Annotated in this window: 21 protein-coding genes and 1 pseudogene; 14 read left to right on the forward strand and 8 right to left on the reverse strand. The window is 55.0% G+C overall.

The window, feature by feature from the left end; translation table 11 throughout:
- Positions 1-21: 21 nt before the first annotated feature.
- Complete coding sequence (locus AC1RO5_RS08275) at positions 22-705, forward strand: glutathione S-transferase family protein (protein WP_493174347.1); 684 nt, start codon at positions 22-24, stop codon at positions 703-705.
- Between the two features lie 266 nt (positions 706-971).
- On the opposite strand, the gene AC1RO5_RS08280 is transcribed toward AC1RO5_RS08275, so the two are convergent.
- Positions 972-1,958, reverse strand: a complete 987-nt coding sequence (locus AC1RO5_RS08280; protein WP_493174471.1) for an AraC family transcriptional regulator — start codon at positions 1,956-1,958, stop codon at positions 972-974.
- Positions 1,959-2,122: 164 nt separating this feature from the next.
- On the opposite strand from AC1RO5_RS08280, the gene AC1RO5_RS08285 reads away from it, so the two are divergent.
- The 3 genes from AC1RO5_RS08285 (at position 2,123) to AC1RO5_RS08295 (ending at position 5,533) form a co-directional block, all read left to right on the forward strand.
- A complete protein-coding gene (locus AC1RO5_RS08285) occupies positions 2,123-3,172 on the forward strand; it encodes an NAD(P)-dependent alcohol dehydrogenase (RefSeq protein WP_493174349.1) in 1,050 nt (349 codons plus the stop codon).
- A gap of 44 nt (positions 3,173-3,216) precedes the next feature.
- Positions 3,217-4,239, forward strand: a complete 1,023-nt coding sequence (locus AC1RO5_RS08290) for an alpha/beta hydrolase (protein ID WP_493174351.1) — start codon at positions 3,217-3,219, stop codon at positions 4,237-4,239.
- Positions 4,240-4,324: 85 nt separating this feature from the next.
- On the forward strand, positions 4,325-5,533 hold the full coding sequence (locus AC1RO5_RS08295; protein WP_493174353.1) for an MFS transporter: 1,209 nt from the start codon (positions 4,325-4,327) through the stop codon (positions 5,531-5,533).
- A 72-nt stretch (positions 5,534-5,605) separates the two neighbouring features.
- Here AC1RO5_RS08295 and AC1RO5_RS08300 read toward each other — a convergent pair whose 3' ends face one another.
- Together AC1RO5_RS08300 and AC1RO5_RS08305 are read right to left on the reverse strand one after the other, a co-directional pair.
- Entirely contained in the window at positions 5,606-6,349 is a 744-nt protein-coding gene (locus AC1RO5_RS08300; protein ID WP_493174355.1) for an SDR family NAD(P)-dependent oxidoreductase, read from the reverse strand.
- Between the two features lie 12 nt (positions 6,350-6,361).
- Complete coding sequence (locus AC1RO5_RS08305) at positions 6,362-6,769, reverse strand: DoxX family protein (RefSeq protein WP_493174357.1); 408 nt, start codon at positions 6,767-6,769, stop codon at positions 6,362-6,364.
- Between the two features lie 95 nt (positions 6,770-6,864).
- Between AC1RO5_RS08305 and AC1RO5_RS08310 the strand changes: the two genes are divergently transcribed.
- The 5 genes from AC1RO5_RS08310 (at position 6,865) to AC1RO5_RS08330 (ending at position 10,283) form a co-directional block, all read left to right on the forward strand.
- On the forward strand, positions 6,865-7,245 hold the full coding sequence (locus tag AC1RO5_RS08310; protein WP_493174359.1) for a winged helix-turn-helix transcriptional regulator: 381 nt from the start codon (positions 6,865-6,867) through the stop codon (positions 7,243-7,245).
- A 196-nt stretch (positions 7,246-7,441) separates the two neighbouring features.
- Entirely contained in the window at positions 7,442-7,819 is a 378-nt protein-coding gene (gene tnpA, locus AC1RO5_RS08315; RefSeq protein ID WP_493174361.1) for an IS66-like element accessory protein TnpA, read from the forward strand.
- Positions 7,816-8,160 (forward strand): IS66 family insertion sequence element accessory protein TnpB, encoded by a 345-nt coding sequence (gene tnpB, locus AC1RO5_RS08320; RefSeq protein ID WP_493174363.1) that lies wholly within the window; start codon positions 7,816-7,818, stop codon positions 8,158-8,160. The genes tnpA and tnpB overlap by 4 nt, the downstream gene beginning before the upstream one ends.
- A gap of 35 nt (positions 8,161-8,195) precedes the next feature.
- Positions 8,196-9,701, forward strand: a complete 1,506-nt coding sequence (gene tnpC, locus AC1RO5_RS08325) for an IS66 family transposase (RefSeq protein ID WP_493174365.1) — start codon at positions 8,196-8,198, stop codon at positions 9,699-9,701.
- A 3-nt stretch (positions 9,702-9,704) separates the two neighbouring features.
- Entirely contained in the window at positions 9,705-10,283 is a 579-nt protein-coding gene (locus AC1RO5_RS08330; protein ID WP_493174367.1) for a plasmid pRiA4b ORF-3 family protein, read from the forward strand.
- Between the two features lie 690 nt (positions 10,284-10,973).
- On the opposite strand, the gene AC1RO5_RS08335 is transcribed toward AC1RO5_RS08330, so the two are convergent.
- Complete coding sequence (locus AC1RO5_RS08335; protein ID WP_493174473.1) at positions 10,974-11,405, reverse strand: BCCT family transporter; 432 nt, start codon at positions 11,403-11,405, stop codon at positions 10,974-10,976.
- Between AC1RO5_RS08335 and AC1RO5_RS08340 the strand changes: the two genes are divergently transcribed.
- From AC1RO5_RS08340 to AC1RO5_RS08350, 3 genes are all read left to right on the forward strand, one after another.
- On the forward strand, positions 11,396-11,728 hold the full coding sequence (locus AC1RO5_RS08340) for a type II toxin-antitoxin system HigB family toxin (RefSeq protein ID WP_493174369.1): 333 nt from the start codon (positions 11,396-11,398) through the stop codon (positions 11,726-11,728). The two genes, AC1RO5_RS08335 and AC1RO5_RS08340, sit on opposite strands and share 10 nt — an antisense overlap.
- Entirely contained in the window at positions 11,725-12,393 is a 669-nt protein-coding gene (locus AC1RO5_RS08345; protein WP_493174371.1) for a helix-turn-helix domain-containing protein, read from the forward strand. Before AC1RO5_RS08340 ends, AC1RO5_RS08345 begins: the two co-directional genes overlap by 4 nt.
- Positions 12,394-12,574: 181 nt before the next feature.
- Positions 12,575-13,252, forward strand: coding sequence for a hypothetical protein (locus AC1RO5_RS08350; protein ID WP_493174373.1), 678 nt, complete (start codon positions 12,575-12,577; stop codon positions 13,250-13,252).
- Between the two features lie 325 nt (positions 13,253-13,577).
- Here AC1RO5_RS08350 and AC1RO5_RS08355 read toward each other — a convergent pair whose 3' ends face one another.
- Both AC1RO5_RS08355 and AC1RO5_RS08360 read right to left on the reverse strand, forming a co-directional pair.
- Positions 13,578-17,195 (reverse strand): SIR2 family protein, encoded by a 3,618-nt coding sequence (locus AC1RO5_RS08355; RefSeq protein WP_493174375.1) that lies wholly within the window; start codon positions 17,193-17,195, stop codon positions 13,578-13,580.
- Between the two features lie 141 nt (positions 17,196-17,336).
- A complete protein-coding gene (locus AC1RO5_RS08360) occupies positions 17,337-17,693 on the reverse strand; it encodes a hypothetical protein (RefSeq protein WP_493174378.1) in 357 nt (118 codons plus the stop codon).
- Positions 17,694-18,050: 357 nt separating this feature from the next.
- Between AC1RO5_RS08360 and AC1RO5_RS08365 the strand changes: the two genes are divergently transcribed.
- Positions 18,051-19,271 (forward strand): HEAT repeat domain-containing protein, encoded by a 1,221-nt coding sequence (locus tag AC1RO5_RS08365; RefSeq protein ID WP_493174380.1) that lies wholly within the window; start codon positions 18,051-18,053, stop codon positions 19,269-19,271.
- Between the two features lie 674 nt (positions 19,272-19,945).
- On the opposite strand, the pseudogene AC1RO5_RS08370 reads toward AC1RO5_RS08365, so the two are convergent.
- A pseudogene (locus tag AC1RO5_RS08370) lies at positions 19,946-20,110 on the reverse strand (transposase domain-containing protein); the annotation flags it as partial.
- Between the two features lie 348 nt (positions 20,111-20,458).
- Here AC1RO5_RS08370 and AC1RO5_RS08375 point away from each other — a divergent pair.
- Positions 20,459-21,823, forward strand: coding sequence for a TIGR02594 family protein (locus AC1RO5_RS08375; protein ID WP_493174382.1), 1,365 nt, complete (start codon positions 20,459-20,461; stop codon positions 21,821-21,823).
- Between the two features lie 847 nt (positions 21,824-22,670).
- Here the strand turns inward: AC1RO5_RS08375 and AC1RO5_RS08380 are convergent.
- Positions 22,671-24,335, reverse strand: a complete 1,665-nt coding sequence (locus AC1RO5_RS08380; RefSeq protein ID WP_493174384.1) for an electron transfer flavoprotein-ubiquinone oxidoreductase — start codon at positions 24,333-24,335, stop codon at positions 22,671-22,673.
- Positions 24,336-24,807: the final 472 nt, after the last annotated feature.

A 24,807-nucleotide genomic window follows, 5' to 3' on the forward strand; every position in this document is an offset into this window, starting at 1 on the left:
CTGCCCTATCGAGAGGCCACCATGCCGCACGCTCAACTTACGCTCATCAGTCATCCGTTGTGCCCGTTCGTTCAGCGAGCGGCGATCGTGCTGCTGGAAAATAATGTGCCCTTCGAGAAGATCGACGTCGATCTCGCCGCCAAGCCAGATTGGTTCCTGGCGCTTTCGCCGACGGGCAAGGTGCCGTTACTCAAGGTGGATCGGCCAGACGGGGTGGACGCGATCCTATTCGAGAGCATGGCCATTTGCGAATACCTCAACGAAACGCAGGGTGGTGTCAGCCTTTATTCCGATAACGCGCTCTCCCGCGCCCAACAGTGCGGCTGGGTAGAGTTTGGCGGCGCGGCGCTCGCCGATGCCTGGCAGTTCCTGAACGCCAAAGATCTCACGATTGCTGACAGCAAGAAGGCTGCCTTTCGAGATAAATTGCAGCGGCTTGAGGACAAGCTTGATCAAGTGCCCTATTTTTCAGGATCGGCGTTCGGCATGGTCGATGCTGTGTTTGCCCCTATCTTTCGTTACTTCGACTTGCTGAGCCCGGTCGTCTCCCAGCCGATCTTCGACAACCTTCCCCGCGTATCTGCGTGGCGAGCGTCACTGGCAAACAGGCCAAGTGTCATCTCTGCCGTGGGAGACGATTACGCCGAGCGATTTCAGCAGCACCTGGTTAAACAGCAGGCAATACTCTCAGACTCAATGTGTTAAAACCTTCCAGCAAGTTTGTGAAAACGGGTTCTCAATAACCATGGGATCCGCTGCCGGCAAGTGTTGTCGGGGAACGGAACTGCGAACGAAGGTGTCACTTGTATTAGGCACCGTGGTGTCGCAATCCTGTTGAGATAGAGAGGTGGTTTTCATGAACAATATTATCTACATCGTCGGGGCAGTTGTGATCGTCCTGGTTATTCTGTCGTTTGTCGGTCTCGTATAGCCTTAGCTGCTGAGCACGTTCATTGTCTCATCAGTTTGTGCTAACGACTTTTTGAAGGTGCCGGTGAGTTACTGAAGGTACCTCTGTGAGACACCCCAAGCGCTGTTGCTACCTCCTGCCCTCGCAACACCGCAATATCCCGCTTGGGGGGTACGCCAAACAGACGACTGTATTCGCGGCTGAACTGCGACGGGCTTTCATAGCCGACCTTGTAAGCTGCGCTTGATACGTCCTGATGCTCGTTGAGCATCAAGCGCCTCGCCTCGTTCAATCGCAACCACTTCTGGTACTGCAACGGGCTCATCGAGGTGAGCTGGCGGAAGTGGTGGTGAAAGGTGGGTGTGCTCATCTGCACTCGCGCCGCAAGTTCTTCGACGCGAAGCGCCGAGGCGTAATTCAACTTCAGCCAGTCGATGGCTTTTGCGATGCGATAACCCTGGCCATCGACCGAGGTGATCTGCCGCAGCCTGGCAGCCTGATCACTCTTCAAGAGACGATAGTGAATTTCGCGCTGAATCAGGGGCGCAAGCACAGGGATGGCTTCAGGTTCATCGAGTAGTGCCAGCAAGCGCTCGAACGACGCCAACATGGCAGGCGTTACTGAACCAATCCCTACACCTTTCACCACTGATCGATCACGGGTTGGCGGCAAGTCACCCTGCACTATCAGCTCAGCCAGCATGCGTAGATCGAGCTTCAAAGTCAGCCCCAGGCATGGCTGTTCCGGGCTTGCCGCCAGCACCTCTGAATTGGCAGGCAAGTCCAATGAGGTGATCAGAAATCGCGACGTGTCATACGGGTAGCCCTCGCCACCTACCCACAACTGTTTCTCACCTTGGGCGACGAGGATGATGCTTGGCTCGACCATGCAGACGACGGGCGGCGATGGATGTTCGCGCCTGAAAAAGCCGAGGCCCGTAATGGGCGTTCCGTAGTCACCTGGTTTCGGGATCTGCGCGCCAATGATCTGCGCAAGCGTTTCTTGTGGCGATAGGTGTTGAGCAGCGGTGTCGTGTTTGATCGTCATGTTCGCTTGTACCTCTTCGCTGAACTCTAACTCGCCCACTCGCGACCGTCCTGCAAAAAAACAGAGACTCATAGAATCAGGCAAGTAATCCAGCGCAATGCACTACAGGGAGTCTGGGCAGAGCCGGAGAATGTTCATCCGACAAAGCCATTGAGGACTCTCCCATGCTTGTACAAGCCTATGGTGCTCATGCGGGCGACAAGCCCCTTGAGCCGTTGCAAATCATTCGCCGCACACCCGCCGCCCATGATGTTCAGATCGATATCGCCTTTTGCGGCATCTGCCATTCGGACTTGCATCAGGTACGAGCCGAGTGGGCCGGCACGCAATTTCCTTGCGTACCGGGGCACGAAATTGTCGGCCACGTATCCGCGGTCGGCGCGCATGTTTCGGATTTCAAAGTCGGCGATCTGGTCGGCGTCGGTTGCATTGTCGACAGCTGCAAACACTGTGAAGACTGTGCCACGGGGCTGGAAAACTATTGCGACGGCATGATCGGCACCTACAACTTCCCGACCCCGGACGAGCCCGGCTGGACGCTCGGCGGCTACTCGCAAAACATCGTGGTGCATGAACGTTATGTTCTGCGTATCCGCCATCCCGAAGAACAACTGGCCGCCGTCGCACCGCTGCTGTGTGCGGGCATCACCACCTATTCTCCATTACGTCACTGGAACGCCGGGCCGGGCAAGAAAATCGGAGTGGTCGGCATCGGTGGCCTGGGCCACATGGGCATCAAGCTGGCCCACGCGATGGGCGCCCACGTCGTGGCGTTCACCACCTCTGAATCCAAGCGCGAGGCGGCGAAGCAACTGGGCGCCGACGAGGTTGTGGTGTCGCGCAACGTTGAAGAGATGGCCGCGCATGCCCGCAGCTTTGACTTCATTCTGAACACCGTCGCAGCCCCCCACGATCTCGATGCCTTCCTCGTTCTACTCAAGCGCGATGGTGCGCTGACCCTGGTCGGTGCGCCTGCCTCCCCGCACCCATCGCCCAATGTGTTCAACCTGATCATGAAACGACGAACGATTGCCGGCTCGATGATCGGTGGTATCCCCGAGACGCAGGAGATGCTGGATTTCTGCGCCGAGCACGGCATCGTCGCCGACATCGAGTTGGTTCGGGCCGATCAGATCAATGAATCCTATGAGCGGATGCTCAAGGGCGACGTCAAGTATCGCTTCGTGATCGACAACGCCACATTGGCTGGCTAAGCGAAGGCGCCAGCGAATAACCACCCAATCGAAAGGACTATCCAGTGAAAGGCATTTTGCTTGCCCTAGGGCTGCTTGTTACCTCTTTTTCTTCAATGGGAGCCGATCTGTCGAACGGCGCGGACAACTTCTACAAAAGCGAAAAAGTGACGGTAGAAAAGGTCAACTTCAAGAATCAATACGGCATGAAGGTAGTGGGCAACCTGTTCACCCTGAAAGGCCTCGATCCGAAAACGAAAAATGCAGCCATCATCGTGGGCCATCCCATGGGGGCGGTAAAGGAACAGAGTGCGAACCTGTACGCCAGCAAAATGGCCGAGCAGGGGTTTGTCACGCTGTCGCTGGACTTGTCCTTCTGGGGCGAAAGCGAGGGCACGCCTCGCCAGGCTGTCTCGCCAGATATCTACTCGGAAGACTTCAGTGCCGCCGTTGATTTTCTCGGCACTCGACCGATTGTCGACCGTGAACGAATCGGCGTCATCGGCATCTGTGGCAGTGGCAGCTTCGCCATCAGTGCGGCCAAGATTGATCCGCGACTGAAGGCCATCGCCACCGTCAGCATGTACGACATGGGCGCGGCCAATCGTAATGGCCTCAAGCACGGTGTAACGGTAGAACAACGCCAACAGATCATTCGCGAAGCGAGCGAGCAGCGCTATGCCGAATTCCAGGGCGGTGAAATCCGCTACACCGGCGGTACGCCGCTCAAACTGACCGGCAACGCCGTAGGCGACGAGTTCTACGACTTCTATCGCACACCGCGAGGCGAAGTCACTCCGGCTGGCGCATCGGCGCAGACAACCACCATGCCGACGCAGACCAGCAACGTGAAGTTCATGAACTTCTATCCGTTCAACGACATCGAGACTATCTCCCCTCGCCCGCTGCTGTTCATTGCTGGCGCCCAGGCACACTCACGCGAGTTCAGTGAGGATGCCTACAAACGGGCTGCCGAGCCCAAAGAACTGCTCATCATTCCAGATGCCGGGCATGTGGATCTTTACGACCGGGTCAACCTCATTCCATTCGCCAAGTTGGCCACGTTCTTCAAAAGCAACCTGAAGTAGCTTGCCGGTGCCCCGGCTGGGCACCGGTTGTCTCGCGGCCCCGTTCCCGGGGTCGCGACGCTTCGCGCATTACAGGATTCAATCAATGACCCATCACTCCCTCCCAGCCCACCGGAGCACTGAACAATCGTGGGGCGCCGTATTCGCCATGTCGCTCGCTGCGTTCGTCCTGGTGGCATCGGAATTCATGCCCGTCAGCCTGCTGACGCCGATTGCTGCCGACTTGCATATCACCGAGGGGCAAGCAGGCCAGGGCCTTTCTGTCTCTGGGTTGTTTGCACTGTTTGCCAGCCTGCTGATTGCTTCGGTGGCCGCGCGGATCGACCGCAAACCGCTGCTCCTTTCCCTGACACTGTTGATGATCCTTTCCGGAACAGTGGTTGCGTTCGCGCCGAACTACTGGATGTTCATGATCGGCCGCGCGTTGATCGGTGTGGCGATAGGCGGCTTCTGGTCGCTGTCGGCGGCAACCGCCATGCGCCTGGTGCCTGATGACCAGATCACTCGCGCAATGGCAATCGTCAACGGCGGCAACGCTCTGGCGACAGTGATTGCAGCACCTTTGGGCAGTTTTCTCGGCGCCTTGATCGGTTGGCGCGGCGCATTCTTGTGCGTCATCCCGGTCGCGATAGTCGCCTCTGTCTGGCTTCTGCTCAGCCTTCCAGCGATGAAGTCGCATAGCCGTTCAGGCACTGGAAATGTCTTCAGGTTGATGAAAAGCCTACCGATCGCGTCAGGCATGGTGGCGGTCAGCGTCTTTTTCATGGGTCAGTTCATGCTGTTCACCTATTTGCGCCCCTTCCTTGAAACGGTCACGCACGTCAGTATTTCCTTGCTGTCACTGATGTTGCTCGTCCTGGGTCTGGCGGGCCTCGGGGGGACCTTCCTGATTGAACCATTCTTGAAAAATGGCCTGCATCGTACCCTCATCGTCATCCCGATCTTGATGGCGATGATCGCACTGGCGCTGGTTTCGTTCGGCAGTTCGGCCGCAACCACGACTGTCTTGTTGGGCCTCTGGGGATTGGTTGCAACTGCTGCACCGGTGGGATGGTGGACATGGCTGGCCAGAACATTGCCAGAGGCTGCTGAAGCGGGAGGCGGCTTAATGGTGGCGATCATTCAACTGGCCATTGCATCGGGAGCAACCGTTGGCGGGCTGGTCTTTGACTCGAGCGGTTATCGAACGACCTTCGAGTTGAGCGCCGCGTTGCTGGGCGTGGCGGCCGCTCTTGCCTTCCTGGCTGCACGCGCAGCAACGCGGGAGTCTGTTGCATCGGTGAACATCGCTTGAAAAAACCACAAGACGCGCCAAGTCGTTTCTTGTGGTTTCGGTGGAGCAAACGCTCGGAACCGGACGGTAAAATCAGCGTGCGCTGTCGATGATTTGGCCACCGTCCGGCGTCAGGCTGTATCCCGTCAGAAATTGCCCATCCTTGCTGGCGAGGAATAGCACAACCGGCGCAATGTCCTCTTCGGGCGATCCATAACGGCCAAGTACGTTAGTGGGAGCAGGCACATCCACCGCAGCCCCCCAAGTGTCTGCAACCGGCATGACATTGTTTACCGTGATCTTGTCAGCGCCCCACTCCCTTGCCGCCGAGCGAGTCAAGGCACGCACCGCCTCCTTCGCCATGTTGTAAGGGGCGTACCCCGGCATGCCAATGACACCGGCCAGCGAGGCGAAGTTGATGACCCTACCCTCCCCACTAGCTTTGAGGTGGGGATAACAGGCTTGCATTGTCCGCAGATAGGCAATCGGCCCCATCTCGAAATTGCGCTGCAGTTGCTCGGCCGTCAGATCCATCACCGATGAAAGGACAACCGAGGGGTCGAAGGCATTGTTCACAAGGATATCGATTCGGCCAAACGCAGCCACCACCTTGTCTACGGCAGCTTTGATCTGATCGGGATCGGCGATATCACAGATTACTCCTAGCGCGACGCCGCCCGCCGCCTGAATATCGGCGACGACGCGATCGACATTTTCAGCCGTGCGCGAAAGCACCGCCACCTTCGCACCTTGCGCCGCAAACAGCTTCGCTGTGGCGCGGCCGATGCCGCGACCGGCTCCAGTGACGATGGCTACTTTTCCATTGAGTCGGGACATGTTGATCTCCAATCAGTTAGGAGTTACTGGATATGCAGTTGTTATTTGGCCGTAGGGTGACGGCACTTCACGCGCAGTGTTTTGGGTGAGGAAAGAAGCGACGAGCAACACCAGGCAAATAGCTGCTGGCAATGCACCGCGAGGTTTGCGGACGCTGATGTGGGCTGAAGCGGAGAGCAGCAGGTGATAAAGCATGCCGGCGTAAGCGAGGTCGCTAAGCGGCACGTTGATGCGCAACAGAATGGCGGCCACCGCCAGGATCTTCACTGCGATGAGAAGCGCCACGAGATAGGCTGGGTAGCCGAGGTCGGCGAGTGCTTGGCGAACCCAGTCCCTTTTAACCAGGGACATAGTCGCCGAGGCCAGATACAGCAACGACAGCAGTGTCGTACTGATCCAATAAATATAGTTTCCGATCATGAGGTTTTCCTAAGCAAGCGTTATTGCGTCGACTTAGGTCAAAGATGTCGCCTAATATGAAAAGCTACAAGTAGGATGAAAAAGTGGTGCTTAGTATGGAAAACCAGACTAATGGTGGCGATCAGATCAACATGCACGAGGAAATGCGCCGTGCATTTGCGCTGCTCTCAGGCAAGTGGAAGCTGGAAATCATGTGGTTGCTGAACCAGCGGATCTATCGCTTCGGAGAACTGCGCAAGGCGATTAGCGGCATCACCCAGCACATGCTGACGGCACAACTCCGTGAGCTCGAAAACGATGGCCTCGTGTCGCGAACAGTTTTCGCGGAAGTGCCCCCTCGCGTCGAATATGAAATGACAGCAAAGGCCCGTGCGCTCGGGCCGACGATGGAGGCACTCGCGTTATGGTGGAGCGAGTATGGGGAAAGCGTGCCGGTGAAGCCAAACTCGCGCGGTCGTAAACCCAAAAGCACTTAAGCATCGGGCAAAAGTGATCTGCCAAGCGCCAGCTATGTACTAAAAAATCGTGGTTGGTAGTGGTTTCGAGTGGAACCTGTTGGAACGAAAAAAGAGGCAAAAGCCTCTTTTTTCGTAACCGTCCGCCCAGCACCCTCTCCTGACAGCCCTCCAAATTAGCCAAGATAGTGGACACCATTTTTTAGTGGACACTATCTTGGATACAATTGCCCCAGCCCGTCGAACCGGTCGCCGCCCCAACTTCCCGCTCGACTTTAAACGCCAAGTCGTCGAAGCCACCTTCCAGCCCGGCGCCTCCGTGTCGTTGATCGCTCGCGAACATGACGTCAATGCCAACTTGGTATTTCGCTGGCGGCAACAGTACCAAGAGGGGCTATTCGGCCCGGTTAGCCAGGGTGCAACGCTGTTGCCCGTTCAGATGATCGAGGCGCCAATGGATCTGGCGCAAGTCGTCCAGCCACCGGCAGAGCGCTATTCCGAGATCGCAGTTGAAGTAGGAAAAGCCAAGCTGCGTATTACGGGTGCCCCCGATCCGCAGACGCTGCAACTCGTCTTGCAGCAGTTATTGCGATGATTGCTCCTCCTGCTGGAACCTGTATCTGGATCGCCGCCGGCGTCACGGACATGCGCCGTGGCTTCGATGGATTGGCGGCTTTGGTGCAAATCCAACTGGAAGCCGATCCCTTCTCCGGTCAGATCTTCGCCTTTCGTGGGCGACGCGGTGACCGGATCAAGTTGTTGTGGTGGGATGGCGACGGCTTGTGCCTGTTTTGCAAACGGTTGGAACAAGGGCGCTTTGTCTGGCCGCAAGCAAACAGCGGCAGTGTGTCGCTGACGAGCGCGCAGTTGTCGATGCTGTTGGAGGGCATTGATTGGCGCAGGCCAATTCGTACAGCCCCCGTCCTCGCTGTCTGACTTGCCGCACTGAAAAACCTCAGTAACATGCGGTCATGACTCTCGTGACCGACTCCCTGCCGAATGATCTTCTAGCCTTGAAAGCCCTGGTCGCTGCTCAACGCATAGAGATCGAGCGCTTGAAGATGATGATCGCCAAGTTACGTCGCACGCAGTTTGGTCGCAGCTCCGAGCAACTGGAAGCGATGATCGACCAGCTCCAGCTGAGCCTCGAAGAACTGGAAGTCAGCGAGACAGAACTAACGCCTCCAACCGAACCGCCACCTCGCACCGTCTCTCGGCGCAAGCCGTTACCTGAACACCTGCCTCGCGAAATCCACGTCCATCAGCCCGAGTCGCAATGCGCTGGTTGCGGTGGGAAGATTCGCCATTTGGGTGAGGATGTGTCCGAAGTGCTGGAGTATGTTCCGGCACGTTTCAAAGTCATTCGTCATGTCCGTCCAAAGTGGGTTTGCCGATGCTGCGAGCGCATCGCCCAAGTGCCGGTGCCGAGTCGTCCGATAGCCCGAGGCCTTGCTGGCCCGGGGTTGTTGGCCCATGTGCTGGTCTCCAAGTTTGTCGATCATTTGCCGTTGTATCGGCAGTCCGAGATCTACGCCCGTGAGGGCGTGGATCTGGAGCGTTCAACCCTGGCCGACTGGGTCGGCCAGAGCAGTCAGTTGCTGCGACCACTGATCAACGCCCTTGAGCGCCACGTCATGAGCGGTCATAAAATCCACGCCGATGACACGCCGATTGGCGTGCTCGCGCCGGGCAACGGCAAAACCAAAACGGCGCGTCTGTGGACGTACGTGCGGGACGACCGTCCTGCCGGTGACGCGACACCGGCGGCGGTTTGGTTTGCCTATTCGCCGGATCGCAAGGGACAACATCCCCGCGCTCATCTCAAGCGTTTCAGCGGGATCTTGCAGGCTGACGGATATGCCGGTTTCGCTCAACTGTATGCCATGGGCACCATTGAGGAGGCCGCATGCTGGGCTCACGCCCGTCGCAAGTTTTACGATGTTTACAAAGACCAGGCCTCGCCACTGGCCGCCTTGGCATTGCAACAGATTGCAGCGCTCTATGTCATTGAAGGCGAGATCCGAGGGCAACCGCCCAATCAGCGAAAAGCCGTTCGACAAAGCCGGGCCAGTCCGTTGCTCGAACAACTCCACGCGTGGCTTAACCAGACGCTGACTCAATTGTCGAAAAAATCGGCATTGGGCGCAGCGATCCTCTATGCCCTCAATCGGTGGCAGGCGTTGACGCGCTACTGCGATGATGGCCGAGTCGAAATCGACAACAACGCCGCTGAACGGGCGCTGCGCGCCGTGGCATTGGGTCGCAAAAATTACTTGTTTGCCGGTTCCGACGCCGGCGGAGAACGAGCCGCTGCGATTTACAGCCTGCTGGGTTCGGCCAAACTCAACGACCTGAACCCGCAAGCCTATTTGACCTACGTACTGGAACGCATCGCCGAGCATCCGATCAATCGGGTCGACGAACTGCTGCCCTGGAACGTATCTCTCACACTCACGAAACACTGCGAGGCTGCCTGATCCATGGTTAAAACTGTTCGCTTGCCAAAGCCCGAGCCTGAATTGTTGCTACTGCACATCGAGCTGAAGTGGATTACTCCAACGATTTGGCGTCGATTCGCAGTGCCTGAAAACATTACCTTGAGCAAGTTGCATCAAGTGATCCAGGTCGTGATGGGCTGGAGCGATAGCCATCTGCATGAGTTTGAAATTGCCGGTGAGAATTACAGCATGTCTGATCCTGATGGCTTGGGGCCGATGAGGAATCCGGAAGCTCGTAAAACACTGATCAAGGCACTGAACGGAAAACGGACATTCAATTATCTCTATGACTTCGGTGATAGCTGGCATCACCGTATTAAGGTCGAAAAAACGTTACTCGCTATTGCCTGTCCTCAGGTGCCGTACTGCATTGAGGGCGCCAATGCTTGCCCACCGGAAGACGTGGGTGGAGGGCCAGGTTACGAAGAGTTTTTAAAGGCCATGGCCAACCCCGGACATCCCGAGTACGACGCTACGGTGGAATGGCACGGGGAGACCTTCGACCCGACGATCTTTGATTGCGAACGCGTGAACCAGTGGTTTAAACGGATCAAGGTCTGAGTTGCAAGTGGGTGTAGTTCGGACGCTTACCTTTTTTCAATGCTGACAACAAAATAACGCGCAAAAAAAACGCCACTCAATGAGTGGCGTTTTTCTGTATTTGGAGCGGGAAACGAGACTCGCATCTGGTGTCCGACCCATTGAAATCTAAGGGTTTTCTTTTCTTGCCGAAGCATGAAAAGACTCAATTCTGGACTTGTTTTTGGGGTGTATCAAGAGCGAAAAAAGAGGTAATTCTAAGCAAGGCTAATGGATTCTACCCAAAGCCAATGGACGAACGATCATCAAGGTGGCATTTGCACAGGATTAACAGGAGATGAGTCCCCAATCTCCCCGCTCACCAGTCAACTCACAAACGACGAATATCGGCCACCGCAGGCAGGAACGCTCGTCGTCAAAGCATGGTGCCTTGACCTCAATATTCAGCTCGAATAAAACGCTTCATGGACGATCCTTGCGATGAAATCCTCCGAAACCATAGCGAGGGTTCGCGAAGGAGTTTTTACACACCTTTGGACCCGCTCATGCAGTCGTGTCCCAATAGAAATGGATGTACTCACCTTCATATTCCGCGAACAACGAAACGATGAAGTTGAGTACATCAACAGCGCTCCTACGAAACCCGTTGACTCATGCAGGGGCTGTTTGAGCGGAGCGATCAAATCGATCGCCTGATCAACCATCTGATTTTCAATCCAAAGCGGTGCTCTCTGGATCACGGGGGGAGGCACACGGCTCACGCGCCTCACTAGCCAGAATGTCATCCAGCGGAGCCTTCCACAGCGACACGCACATCCCTATCATCACCACCAGGAACGGCGCAGCGACGATGATGGCCGCGGTCTGCAGCCCACCCAGACCGCCCATTACCAGCAGCACCGAGGCCGCCGCACCGGCCAACGTGCCCCATAGCACCACCAGCCAGCGGGGCGGCTCCAGGTTGCCGCGGGCGCACAGCATGCCCATGATGATCGAGCCCGCGTCAGGCGGAGACGCGCCTGACAGCTGGCCCGGTTCGCGGAGCCGTTCAAAGCTCCACAGCGGGACTGACGGGGTGTAGTTGTCAAAAAAGACAACTGGCGTATGATTGACCCTAAAGGTTAGGAATGCCCATGGACGTATTAATCAAACAGAAGTTTGAGGATGCTGCCGATCGATACCCCAACGATCGCAGCGGGTTGGAGCGCTGTCTCAGGCTGCTGTTAGCAGCGGCACCCCAGAGTTACAACGACCTGCAGGGTATTTTTGGGAAGAACATCGACCTGTTTAAGCACCGTGCTGCCGAGGGGTGGGTAGCGATTGATATTGGCGGGAACAATCTCAGGCTGATAGCAGGCGTCAACTACCAGCGGCAAAAGCTCTACGTGAAGCATATCTACACCCATGCTGACTACGACACCGCTACCGCGTGGTACGCCAGTAACAAAAGAGGAACAAAACCATGACCACTGTTCTTGAAAATTCGCAGAGCGTGCGCGCCGCGCTCGAAAATATTCAAATGCTTCTGGAACAGCTGCGCGGTCAATTCGTGAACGGCATCAAGGGGCCAGAGGATTACGCTCGCGCCACTGTGCTGCTTGATGAACTGACCGACGGACATGAGCTCAACAAGTATGAGGAGCGGATCCTTATCGAGCTTGAAGAAGCGATTCTGGCTTACGAACAGGAAGGCGAACAGCTCAAAGCGTTTAACGCTGCGATCAAGGCCACCATCACACCGGTGCAACTGATCAAGGACTTGATGGAGACACTAGAACTAACCGGCTCGGATCTGCCCGAAATTGGCGACAAATTCGTGGTGTCCAAGGTTCTCAATGGCGATAGGGCGATCAGCCCTAGAATGGCTTTGGCCTTGGCCAAGCGCTTCCATATGGACCCGAAAGCATTCGTTTCGGATACACCTATGCTTTCCGGGAAACCTCGGCAACAGGTCCACATCACGCACGGTAGATTGGAACGCAAGAATCGTAAAGCCGAGCTGGTTTCCAAGAGGCTCGGAAGGTCGATGCCCGTAGAGTACGTATCTCTTGGCGATCTGATGCGTGATAACCAGAAGTTGGTTGCATCGTCGAGGAAGGCCCCGGCCAAACCGCGGCCAGCCAAGGGCTGATAAGGCTACCACGTCGCGCACATAGTTATCGAACGCTCACATGTCATTGCCTAGAGAAGCCACAGGTTCACCCACAAGCTCGCTCAGAGGGCTTTTTGTTGCAGCTATTTCCAAAATTTCGCATTTATTTCGGAAGCCGACAAATGTGTCGCCCCTAAATTGAATCATGAGAATTTGAGACATGGACAATGGACACCCCGCGCAGAGCGAGCACGTCGAAGCGCTTTTACAGGCGCTGGAACGAGACAAGGACGCGCTGCTTAAGCTAGGCATGGATGTTGTGGGCCCGTCTGGCAGTCCGATGTACCCATTGGACTGGATGGTGTTCGCCGCCATTAAGCGAAGTGTTAGTACCTCGAGTGCTCTGGCGGCAATGGTCCGGACCTGGAATATGGTTTGTGCGCGCTCATTGTTGCGAATGCACATAGACACGGCACTGCGATTCTCAGCCGCCTGGCTTGTACCTGATCCGCATGCATTTGCCACAAATGTGATGAAAGGGGAGCCGATCAACAAAATGAAAGATCGAAGTGGCAAACAGCAGCTGTCAGACGCGTTCCTTGTTGAAACGCATAAAACGGAGTACCCATGGCTTCCCGATGTTTACAAAAATCTCTGTGGGTACGTGCATTTCTCAGGTTCACATATCATCGATTCGATCTCTAGTTTCGAGGATGAAACCCGAACCATCGAGTTTGAAATATCTGCCACTGATTCGAAATTTCCTGAGTTCAGCTGGGTTGAAGTCTTGGACTGCTTCAGGAAGTCGACCTCGATCCTTTCCTGGTATCTCCAAGGATATGCAGACACGAAAAAGCTCACTCAAGCTGAATTGGAGACGCTGCGTAGCAACAGATAGCACCGTTGCATCCTTCAAATATCGCGATGGGACGCCATGAGAAAAGGTGTCTTTTCGTTGATGCCCTGATCCGTATGGCTTACGCGCGGATCGCGGGAGCTTGTCCAAAAAACGATCCAATTTTGAATGATGCAAAAACGTGCTTCTTATCCATAACCTGCCTCAAGACGGGTGATCGGGTGCAAAAGTGATCTGAAATGTAAGGAGCTCAGCTACAAGCTGGCTGGACACCTTTTTAGCCTGGTGGGTTTACCCAAAAAGCTTATACATTTCACATATGTCGATCCGCCAAGCCCTTATAAACGACCCCGCTCCACTCCTTGCGCTATTCATATCTCTCGGCTCTAAAATGCAGAGACTGAAGCCGTCTATCGAACTCAATCGTCGGCTGGGTTGCGATCAAGCGGTCCAATATTTTGGGAATTCCGTAGAGATTGTGAGTGCTACCCGGACCGTAGAGACGCCATAGCAGTGTCAGGGTTTCGCGAGGAAAACTCTCCGGACATTTTGATCGCTCTAGGGCGGGTACTCTTTCTCGCCCTTGAACCTGCGTGAGGTAGGGAAGCAGTTGAACAAGTGCTTCGGGGAAAGCCTCTCCTGACTTTATTACCAGATTAGTGAAATGGCGGGTCAACGCGCTTTCACGCAGCACGCGCTCTCGCGGCCATACTCTTTCAAGAAGGGGGCCGACGCTTGTACGCCATGCTTCTGCCGGACCGCCTTCAATTTCCGCAACCCACTGAGCGAGTAGCTCCACAACGCCTTCTCGCAATGCGGCTGAACAGTTGCGAAGTGTATGAGCGATATCCGTAAGGGTGATGCCCCAAGCCTCGACATCACTGTCTTCACGAATAATCGCCAATGCAGGCGCCATAATCTTTGCTGCTGCGGCTGTAGTTTCGTGATTCGATGCGCCAACCTCCAACAGGCCCCTCAAAATGTGAGTGGAGAATACTCTCGAGACAGAGATAGAGGTACGCCGTTGGTTTACCAAGACTGCTCGCAATCCATGCCCCGCAATGGTCGTCTCGCCAAGGGCAGCATCAAGGCAGGTACAAATTTCATCGTTCGCCACGCTCAGTACAAATGCGAGCGAGTTGACAAAAATCGCTTGTGCAAACGCGCCTTGCTTTCCTTCTGCGCGAGCAGCAAAAACCATTGCCCTGAGATGATTCTCGCTAACCGCACCGAACGCTTGTCGGGCGGCCTCGATATCGAAGAGTAAGGCTTCAGCTAATCTGCCCGCACGTGAGTTGATCGCTCGCTCATACAGTCGTTCCCCGTCTTCGAGAAGCTCTACGTCTTGTTCAACGGCTATCGCAAATAACCTTTGCCACCATGTTGATACATCATTACTGGGTTGCCTAGGGACGAATGCATAAAGGGTTGCCAAGCGTTCGATGACAAGGGTCAGAAATCCGTATTCGGCATGCTCCATGCGTTGAAAAACTCGGATAGTGAGTTCTGAGGTCGTCCCAGCGTTGGTACTTGGGGGAAATGTCAAAGCGCCTATCAAGTCGTTCCACAACGGTGCATTCACTTCCTCAAGGGGAGCGTTTTGAAGTGTGTCGAACGCGCCCTCGGGATCATCACCACAGTAGGCACTCCAGCCCATTCTTTTCTCGATGTCGAAGCTCTGCATGACCGCTTGCGCGATCTCGAGACGTTGCTCACTAGCAGCGGCTATAATTGGTTGAGCATCACCGATGATCGTTCGGACACCGCTTGAATAAGATCTAAAGAAGTCTCGCTCTTCCACGTCGCGATCTAGGTAATCGCGCCGTAGTAAGATTGCGGAGAGCTCCTGGGCTCCTGCTTCGGACAAGGCTCCTGCAGCTTCGAACATCTTCAGGCGCAGCCATACGTCGGAGTCACGAGCATGGCCTCTCCAATCGGTTTGGCCACTGTCGATGGTGTAGCGTGCGAAGAACACTTCGCCCTCAGTCAGCACCCTCCGCTCAAGTTCTAAGACCAACATTTGACTGGCATCAGCAAGGCGTTCTCGCATCACGAGGAGAAGTTCACGTTTCACCTGCCAAAACTGGGTAAGTGACAGAGCGTTGAGGCCACGAATGGCCTCGTCTGCTGTGTAGATAGCGGCATTACGATGCGCATGAAGCCATAGTCTTACGGCTAACATTCCTGGCACACGCCGCCACTCATCAACAATCTGCCGAGCAGCATCTCGATCCGTTTCGGCAACTCTTGGCAAAAGACTCGCGATCAACTTAACCAGGAGCATCGGCCCGTCATGATGCTCATTCTGTGGGTGAGGTTCCACCGAGGGAACTGAGGCATCATTGATGTCATAGTCGGTTTCAAGCGCTCCGCAATCGACGGTTGACGCGACAAGATCCTGAAGCTTTGCGGTCGCTAACTTCATTATTAGCGCTGGCTGTGACTGCGTCAGCAAAGCATCTACCAACTCGGCAGCGCCGCCAGAATCTCGCAGGTCAAAACTGGGTCGAATCAGATCCCTGATTTGCTCAGGCGCGTCGGCGTTTTCCTGGTTTGACAGGAATGCTCGCGCTCCATCGAGGGTCAGCACAGGGGTAATTAAATCAACTGCTGTGAGGAAGTCGGAATGAAGAACGACTGTGCCGCCGAGCCTATTTTGCAGGCTGTAGATTTGGAGCTCTGCCTCCATACGATCAGTACACGACGGATTAGACACTAGGAGGCGCCACGCACGCGTCCAGAGATCAGGCAATCCATTTACGTGATCTACACGATTTGCTAACGCGGTTGCGAGCGACTTGCCAATCTTCTTCATCCATTTAAGAGCTAGCAAGTATCGATCTCGAGACTCGAGGTCTAGAGCAAGCCACGCAGCCAGTATCCAAGGTGCTTGATCGTCGCTCCAAAGCTTGCGTTCAAGGAAAAAGTCGATCCATGCAGAGTCTTGAATTGAGGTGATCGCAATAGATGACAGATCATTTTTACCATTGAACAGCCAGCAAACCTTGTCGAGCTCCGCTGGGGACATGGATGCGTAAGGTTGGGAGAGAATTGCCGTTGCCCACGCCTGTCTCGTCGAACGGGGGCGCTCTACCAGATCCGCAAGCTGGGCTAGGTCGTCCCATAGCGCTCGATGACCGCGGCGACCTGTCACAGCATCCACAGTTTTTTCGTAGCCTATCGGTTCGACGGCGAGCGCTTCCCAGCGTGCGTCCGGAGCGTCTCGGGCTTCAATCGCGTCTAAAGCATAAACGGGACGTAAGTCTGGAAAACGTTCGCGGTCTGCTTCCAAGACGTTCAGAAAATAACGTACTGGCGCGTCCCCTGCGCTATAACCCACTAGGACAACCGTCTTGCAGCGACACAGGTCGAACAGAAAGCGCGAAGCCCATCCTGATCGCATGTAGGCATCGCCATAGTCAGCACTCGTTACAACAAGGGGTGTTTGGTGCAGCCCGACCGTATCGTCGGCGATACGTCCGTGGAGATGGATGATTCCACGAAAGTCAGCGCTACCTGGAGCGGGGAGATCCTGCCCAGCAAAGCTAAGTCCCTGAACGTTTACGACGCTGTCAGCGCTATGAAGTGCTTTCTCAAGCATCGTGTCGAAGTTGGTTGTGATTATCAACGGATGGTTATCGAGGTCTCGTGATAATCGCAAGATCGTGTTGTGATTAGTCAAATCGGGGGGCGTGGGTGCCTGCAGGAGATCGACCAGCGCGCGGGTCATATCACGTGGGTTGACGATTCGACGGCTGAGAGAACCTAGTACCTCTTCGAAGCGACCAGCTTCGGATGATGCGAGCTCAGACCCGCTCTGCACCAAATTAAGTCGGTCAAAGCATTGTTGGACTAAGTCGCCGAAGCCTGGCAGTTGTGGCGCGCTTACACCTGCCCCGCACAAAAAGACGACCTCCCCGGCAAGCAGAGCGTCTACCAGTGTTTCAGGAAATGCAGGGCCTTCGGCAGAAAAACGAATGCTCACGAGTTAGACCTCCATGTTGTAGTCGCTATCCAGAATAAGCATTCTGACTCCACCCCCAAGGCAAGGTCCGGACGTGAGCAAAGCTCACCCACCTTACAACCAAAGTAGCGGACCGTTAGACGCTTTTCCGACTCCACTCTACTACTGATCGTTATGGTCTACCTGCTCCGGACTGTAAAGCCATTCGAAGCACGCTTGATCGAACCATGTAGCGAAGTGCTCGACTTCAGTGAGGACTGTATTGAGCTTGTCGGCATCGACATGCAACGTGGGCTTAATCATCCACACTAAATCCACATCCAATCCAATGACCTCTATCTGAGCAAGCAACTCGCGTTCATGGTCCGCAAGGAAAAATGGATTGGGATGTTTTTTCAGATCCTTCGCCTCATGAGTTGCAATTATACGTGTAAGACTCCCTGGGTGCTGTGCCCGATTTCTAGCTAACACGAGCTGCTCAAGCATACCGAGATTCGCACCGCTGTCATTGAACTGCACACCGACGGAGTTCGAGAATACGGTCCTGTAACCGTGCAGCCCCCTTGCGAAATAATGTCTTCCGTTCTTCGGGGTGGATCTTTATCCCGACTTTCTGCTCCCAAGTTTCGAGGTAGACGTGAAGAGTGCCAGCCAGCATCGATACGCACGAATGCCCGAGCACTTGAACGGCATCAGATGCCTCACTCCACTCTTTTATACAGATGAGAACTTTCGCACACGATTCTGACCACCCCCTATTGGACAAGTGTTTAGGTGCCGTCTAGCTTTGTTTCTACCACCACTTTAAGCATAGGCACTCATTGGGTTGTTGAGTCTAGTGGTGATTCATTGGTAAATCAGCAATCCGGAGCAATCATGAGCGACAAGTCAGACGTTACCGATAACAAATCAGTCGGCGTTGGTCCTATTTTTTACTCTGCTCTTGTTATGGGATTAGTCATGATCGGGATAGGAACCTCCTTCGAAGTGATGCACCTTGGATATTTTTCACTGAAAATCTTCATGTTCTGTGCAGGTCTCGGAATAATCCTTGGTGCGTTTGGTTCTAAGGCCAGCCTCACCATACCAGGCCAATCAATGACCATCATAGGGTCCGCAGCACTTGCAATCGCAATATTTTTTATCATTTCTGGCCGCACGGGCTACTTACGCATAAACATAGATGGCTTTACAAAAGAGGCAACTATGGTATTCGAGGGCGATAACGATTTTTTCGGATCCAGACTAAAAAATAGTTATGATTTTGTGGTTTTCGACAAAGATATTGTTCGTAAAAAACTGACTCTCATCGTTAACATTGGTGATAAAGAGCAAGTATTTAGCTGCATCGACTCTGCTTTGATAAAACCGAAATTAGGCTCTGGAGATACCATTCAGTGGAGCTACATTTCCCGGGAAGAGAGCCTTTACGATGAGACAAATACCGTAATTGCCAAGGTTGGCCCGTGCGGAAGTGGAGCCACTACCAACCATGTTGTCGCTGAATTAACACCCGCTATTGATAATTCATCTTGGTCACTGGTGCCAACAGCCAACGCGGATGAGCCTACTCTAAACGTTGAAGAGCTGATCGAGAACCTGAACTCCGACAGTACCTACGTGAGGCGCGATGCGCGCTCTGAGCTTGGAAAAAAAGGTATGCCCGCCGCAAGACCGCTGTTAACCAAAGTACAGAGCACCGACAGTAGTTATCGTACAAAGCTTGGTGCGCTTGTCTCACTCAATGAAATTGCAGAGTCAAATGCCAACCAGAACGGAGAACTGAAAGCAGTTGTTGAAGAAAACGACTTGAAGGCTCTGACTAAAGCGTCCGTAAGTGATGACAGCACCGTTCGATCGTTCGCCACCAATGTTCTGGTAAACCTCAAGGATCCGCGGGCGATCCCCCTGGTCATCCAACAGCTCCCGGATTCGAGCGTAGATGGTCAGCACAACTTGCTAGTCGTACTCAGTCAAACGGTGCCCCTTGCCGATGACCAGCAAAAACAAAACGCCGCTACGGTTGCCACATCAGTCGAGCCGAAAGATGAAGCAACATCCGCTCTTATTAAAACTATCCAGGCAGCGGCTAAGTGAGCTCCACAACAGCTTGAGCGATGATTCATATTGGTAGCAATAATCAGGATGTAAGCGCGAAGGAGTCAGTAAGTTTCGACACTGGAATAGGCTCTTTGCAAGCTTGAGGCTTATCTATTCAAGCCGGCAAAGAGCCCTTCTCTACTGGAGTATCTATTACCCGACTACGGTCCGCAGTTGATCCAGCCGCATCGTGTAGCTTTGGCTCATCATCAGCCGTCAGCACTGCCCAATGCGTCAGCGCGCCATAGTGAACAAAACGCGCTTCGTGTTGGTCACGGTAGGGATGGCAGTTACCTGCCCCCCCGCACAGATCCGTACGTGCGGAACTACCGCATACGGCTCCTACCTTGGGTGCGTGACGCGAAGCGAACCTCAGGATACGGGTGTGCATTCTTTGGGCTCGGTATGTAGTGATCTGTGAGCAACCCGAAGCGAGACCATTGCAGCCGATTTCGCTGGCTGCGTCGCCCGAGAGCCTGACGCCAATATCGGCATATGGCCTTCCTGAAACCACTCAATAGCTTCAAGTTTCCTGGCACCGCGTGGTAATTGAAGTAACCACTCACCACCCGAGTGAGCCATTGCCCCTTGAGCCCGGATGGGTTCATGACGTCGGCGCTTCAGCTCATCCCGAATAGCCCGCAGCGTCGCACGCATTCGCTTCTTGACCATCAGGCACACGACTGTGATTCGCTCCATTTGTGAGGTGGAAGCTCCTCGATCTCACTCGCCCGCTGCCTCGGAAGGTGCGTCAGAACGTCTTTCAGATAAACATACGGATCATGCCTATTGAGCCGTGCCGACCGGATCAAACTCATGCTTGCCGCTGCCCGTTTTGGGTGAACACCCACTCGGCAATGATCGTAGAGCTGATCAATCCCAAAGAAAGTCACGGCCAGGCCCCCCCTCTTCCTCCAGCTAGCTATTCCACAACTCCGCGTTGGTAGAACACGATGCTGAACTGCTGATCCAGTTCCACGATGGACGGATGCTGGCGACTGCCGGCGGCGAGTTGACCTGAAAAACATAGTTGCGTGCCCCCGCAACCGACGATTGTGTGGATGTTGTGCTTGACTGGAGTGACACAGTCTTGAGTTGCTACTCAACATTCATATGAATATTTAGTTGAAGCTCGGACCGACAAATGAAGGTATCAAGAGTACGAATAGGAAAGGAGATCCGCCATGCTGGAAATAATCGACAGTGCTAATTCCCTAACAGCCCACATACCAACCCTGCTGGCTAAAGGCGTCAAGGTAGTCATTCGCTACTACAACAACACGAACTCAACGACTTTTCCGACTAAGCGCCTGGAGCTGGCCGAAGCAACTGCACTCAGCGAGGCTGGATTAGCCCTGGTAGTTTGTTTTGAGCAACGTGCCGGCGGCAAAGGCGGGCACATTGAGGACTTCGGCACGGCGAACGGAACCAGGGATGGCACACGAGCCCGGGACCTAGCGGTGAGCCTTAAACAGCCCAACGGCTCGGCGATCTACTTCGCCGTCGATTGGGATTTCGTAAAGGCGGCTGACCTGTCTGAGATTGACGCTTACTTTCGTGCGGTCAACACAGCGGTAGGCCCTAATTTCCGGATCGGTGTCTACGGTTCCGGGAAGGTCGCTGGTCACCTTCTGGACCAGTCGTTGGTTTCGTTGATTTGGTTATCGGGTTCGCTCGGCTGGTCGGGCACCCCCGAAATGCTGGCCACCGAACGCTGGGCGTTATTCCAGAAGGCGCTCGAGAAAACTGAAGCTGGCATCAGCCACGATGGAAACATCGCCAGTCCAGCCTTCGGCGACTTTGGTCAATTCCATCTCGGAGCAGCGTCCATCACAGATGTTGGGCAGCTCCCTTCACCGCCGCTCGCGCTGATGCGCGTGACCGCCCGCTCGGGACTAATCCTGCGCCGGGGGCCGGGGCGCGAGTTCACTGACATCGAGACAGTACCGCTGAACACTGTTGTGCGCGCTTTGGGACGAAGCGGGGACTGGATCAAAGTTGATCAAGAGGGCGATGGTGTTGCTGACGGTTTCATGTTCGGCGAATATCTGGCTCCTGTCGCCGGCGGCCTTCCAATTCCCGTACCTACGGGTAGCAGACCATACGACATCGCCCGCGCGGAACTGGCCGCAGGGGTCACAGAAGTTCCTGGTCCGGGTAACAATCCACGCATACTTCTCTATCACTCGACCACATCGCTGCACGCGACACAGGACAGCGTAGCTTGGTGCTCATCGTTCGTGAACTACTGCGTAACCCAGGCCGGCATGCATGGCACTAACAGTGCGAGCGCCCAGTCTTGGCACAACACTGATTGGGGCATTGACGTCACCAAATCGCCCCAGAAAGGCGACATAGTAGTATTCAGCCGCACCGGTGGTGGTGCCAGCCCTGGCAGTGGCCATGTTGGGTTTTGGCTGGATGCAGGCGGCGGCATGATTGGGGTTCTTGGAGGCAATCAAGGTGACCGAGTGTCAATTGACACTTTCCCAGCGAACGGCAAGAAGGGCCCCTTCACCTATAAGCTGCTGTCAATTCGGCGAGGCTGAGTCGCAGGACTCGGTCAACGTGGGTCCGATCCGGTAGCCAGAGGGGCTGTAATAACCCTCTGGCTAAGCGGCTGGGTGGTCTGCCTTGGCCAAGCATCGTCCCATGAATGACTAGGAGGAGCGGCCTCCCAAGTAGAAGCGCTTAGCGCTTCACCCAATTCAACAAGGACGTGCCAAAGGAAAGTTTGAGCCGACTCAACTGGCCATCCATACACCCCAATCAGCAAAGGAAAACCTACAAAGGAGAGACATGCGCCTATATCCGAACCGATGTGGTTTTTTCTTTCGTTTGCCAAGAGACCAGATGAGGCTCCGATTTAGCGAGCGCAGCCGTTTGAACATCCCAACGGCTTTCGCGACATTACATCTGTGCAAGTTACCACTCCCAACAGCCAAGCTTTTTCTACCCCTGCCAACTGCGCAAACCAGCTGAAAGAATTTGAAATTGTTCATGGTGATGAGCATCTGGTCGTATTGGAAATCAATCATGGCACAAGCAGCCAGACACACGATTTCCGTCCAGGGTTGCCGATGATTATGAGCTGGGGATGCATTGACCGTAAGCGTCCGCCGAACACACCTTGCGTGATTAGGAGGACGCCCACTTAAGCATAAGGTAAGCGTCCAGCGAAGTTACCTTGAAACTTCGGAAATGCGCCGCTACGAGCGGATCGCTAAGAGCACAGCGGATGAGCTGGTGCTGGCCAAGGGTTGAGTCGGCCCGTGCGGGCCCCTTCGCCTGTAGGAACCGGCCTTGCCGGCGAAGGCGTCAGCCAATGCAGGTTATCACGCGGCAAAAAAAGCCCCCTGAGCCGCGAGACGAGGGGGCTTTTCTTGCATCGCCGACTTACATGTTCGGGTAAGTCGGGCCGCCAGCGCCTTCCGGGGCTACCCAAATGATGTTCTGTGAAGGATCCTTGATGTCACAGGTCTTGCAGTGCACACAGTTCTGGGCGTTGATCTGGAAGCGCTTCTCACCATCTGACTGGGTCACTACCTCGTACACACCGGCCGGGCAGTAGCGTTGTGCCGGTTCGTCGTAGAGCGGCAGGTTGGTGCCGATTGGAATGTTCGGATCCTTGAGCTTGAGATGACAGGGTTGTTCCTCTTCGTGGTTGGTGCTGGAGAGGAACACCGAGCTCAGCTTGTCGAAGCTCAATTTGCCGTCGGGCTTGGGATAGTCGATTTTCTTCGAATCGGCCGCCAGCTTCAGGCAGGTATAGTCCGGCTTGGTGTCATGCAGGGTGAACGGCAGCTTACCGCCGAACCAGTTCTGGTCGATGTAGCTGAACGCCGCGCCGAGCATCGGGCCAAATTTGTGCATCGCCGGGCCGAAATTGCGGCTGGCGAACAGCTCTTCATACAGCCAGCTGGTCTCGAAGCCTTCGACGTACGCGGTCAACTCATCACCGCCTTCGCCGCCGGCCAGCAACGCATCAGCCACTGCTTCGGCGGCGAGCATGCCGGACTTCATCGCGGTGTGGCTGCCCTTGATCTTTGCGACGTTCATGGTGCCCAGGTCGCAACCGATCAGCGCACCGCCCTTGAAAACCATCTTTGGCAACGAATTGATACCACCCTTGGCCAATGCACGGGCGCCATAGCTGATGCGCTTGCCGCCTTCCAGGTACTGGCTGATCACTGGGTGGTGCTTGAGGCGCTGAAACTCGTCGAACGGCGACAAGTAGGCATTGCCATAGGACAGATCGACCAGCAGACCGACCACCACCTGGTTGTTTTCCAGGTGATACAGGAACGAGCCGCCGGTGTTCTCGGTGCTAATCACGTCCAGCGGCCAGCCGGCGGTATGCATTACCAGACCCTGCTGGTGCCTGGCGGGATCGACTTCCCAGAGTTCCTTGAAGCCTACGCCGTAGTGCTGCACGTCGCTGGCGTTGTCCAGGTCGAAGCGCTTGATCAATTGCTTGCCGATATGCCCGCGGCACCCTTCGGCGAACAGGGTGTACTTGCCGCGCAGCTCCATGCCGGGGGTGTACAAGCCTTCCTTGGGATTGCCTTCGCGGTCGACGCCCAAATCACCGGTGATGATCCCAAGTACCACGCCGTCTTCGTCAAACAGGGCTTCCTGGGCGGCAAAGCCCGGATAGATCTCCACACCAAGGTTCTCGGCCTGCTGGGCGAGCCAGCGGCACAAGTTGCCCAGCGAGATGATGTAGTTGCCTTCGTTGTGCATGGTCTTGGGCACGAACAGGTAGGGCACTTTGATCGAGCTATTGGCATCGCGCAGCACATAGATGTCGTCGCGCTTGACCTCGGTGTTCAGGGGCGCGCCGAGTTCTTTCCAGTCCGGGAACAGTTCGTACAGCGCACGCGGCTCGAACACCGCACCGGAGAGAATGTGTGCACCGACCTCGGAGCCTTTCTCTACCACGCAGACGCTGATTTCGTCACCGGCTTCGGCGGCCTTCTGCTTCAGTCGGCAGGCGGCGGACAGGCCTGCCGGGCCAGCGCCGACGATGACCACGTCGAATTCCATGTATTCCCGTTCCACAGGTTCCCTCCTACTCAAGGCTCATCGGTTTTTCTTTGTTGGCGTGTGTCAGGCGGTTATTTTCAAAGTGCCCGGGTCTGTAACTCGGGCGATGAAAGACTACACCGCTTTCTCTTGTATTGATCCAGGCCAAGATTATCCAGTCGAGCAGATGTGGATTTTGCGTAGATGCGCGATTTCCAGTCCGGTTTTGAGTACCTGTCGCGCTGAAAAACGTTTTTACACAGACTCGGCCAAGAGCAGGCACTCGAACACATCACCTGATCGGCTAGAATGAGCCGAGGCTGATGCATTCGATGGTGGCGCTCAAAAAAAGGCCGGGTGACGACAACTAACTAGGAAGGGACTGTGACCGTCTACATAGCGCCAAACCAAGCCAGTTGAAAAAGCAGGTCACTCCCATTTCGTGAATGACCTACCACTCACCACGTTTGATTATTTCTTCTTGGGCTTTCCTGCGTCATCTCGCTTA

This window comes from Pseudomonas sp. GW822-FHT02G04, from assembly GCF_058802085.1.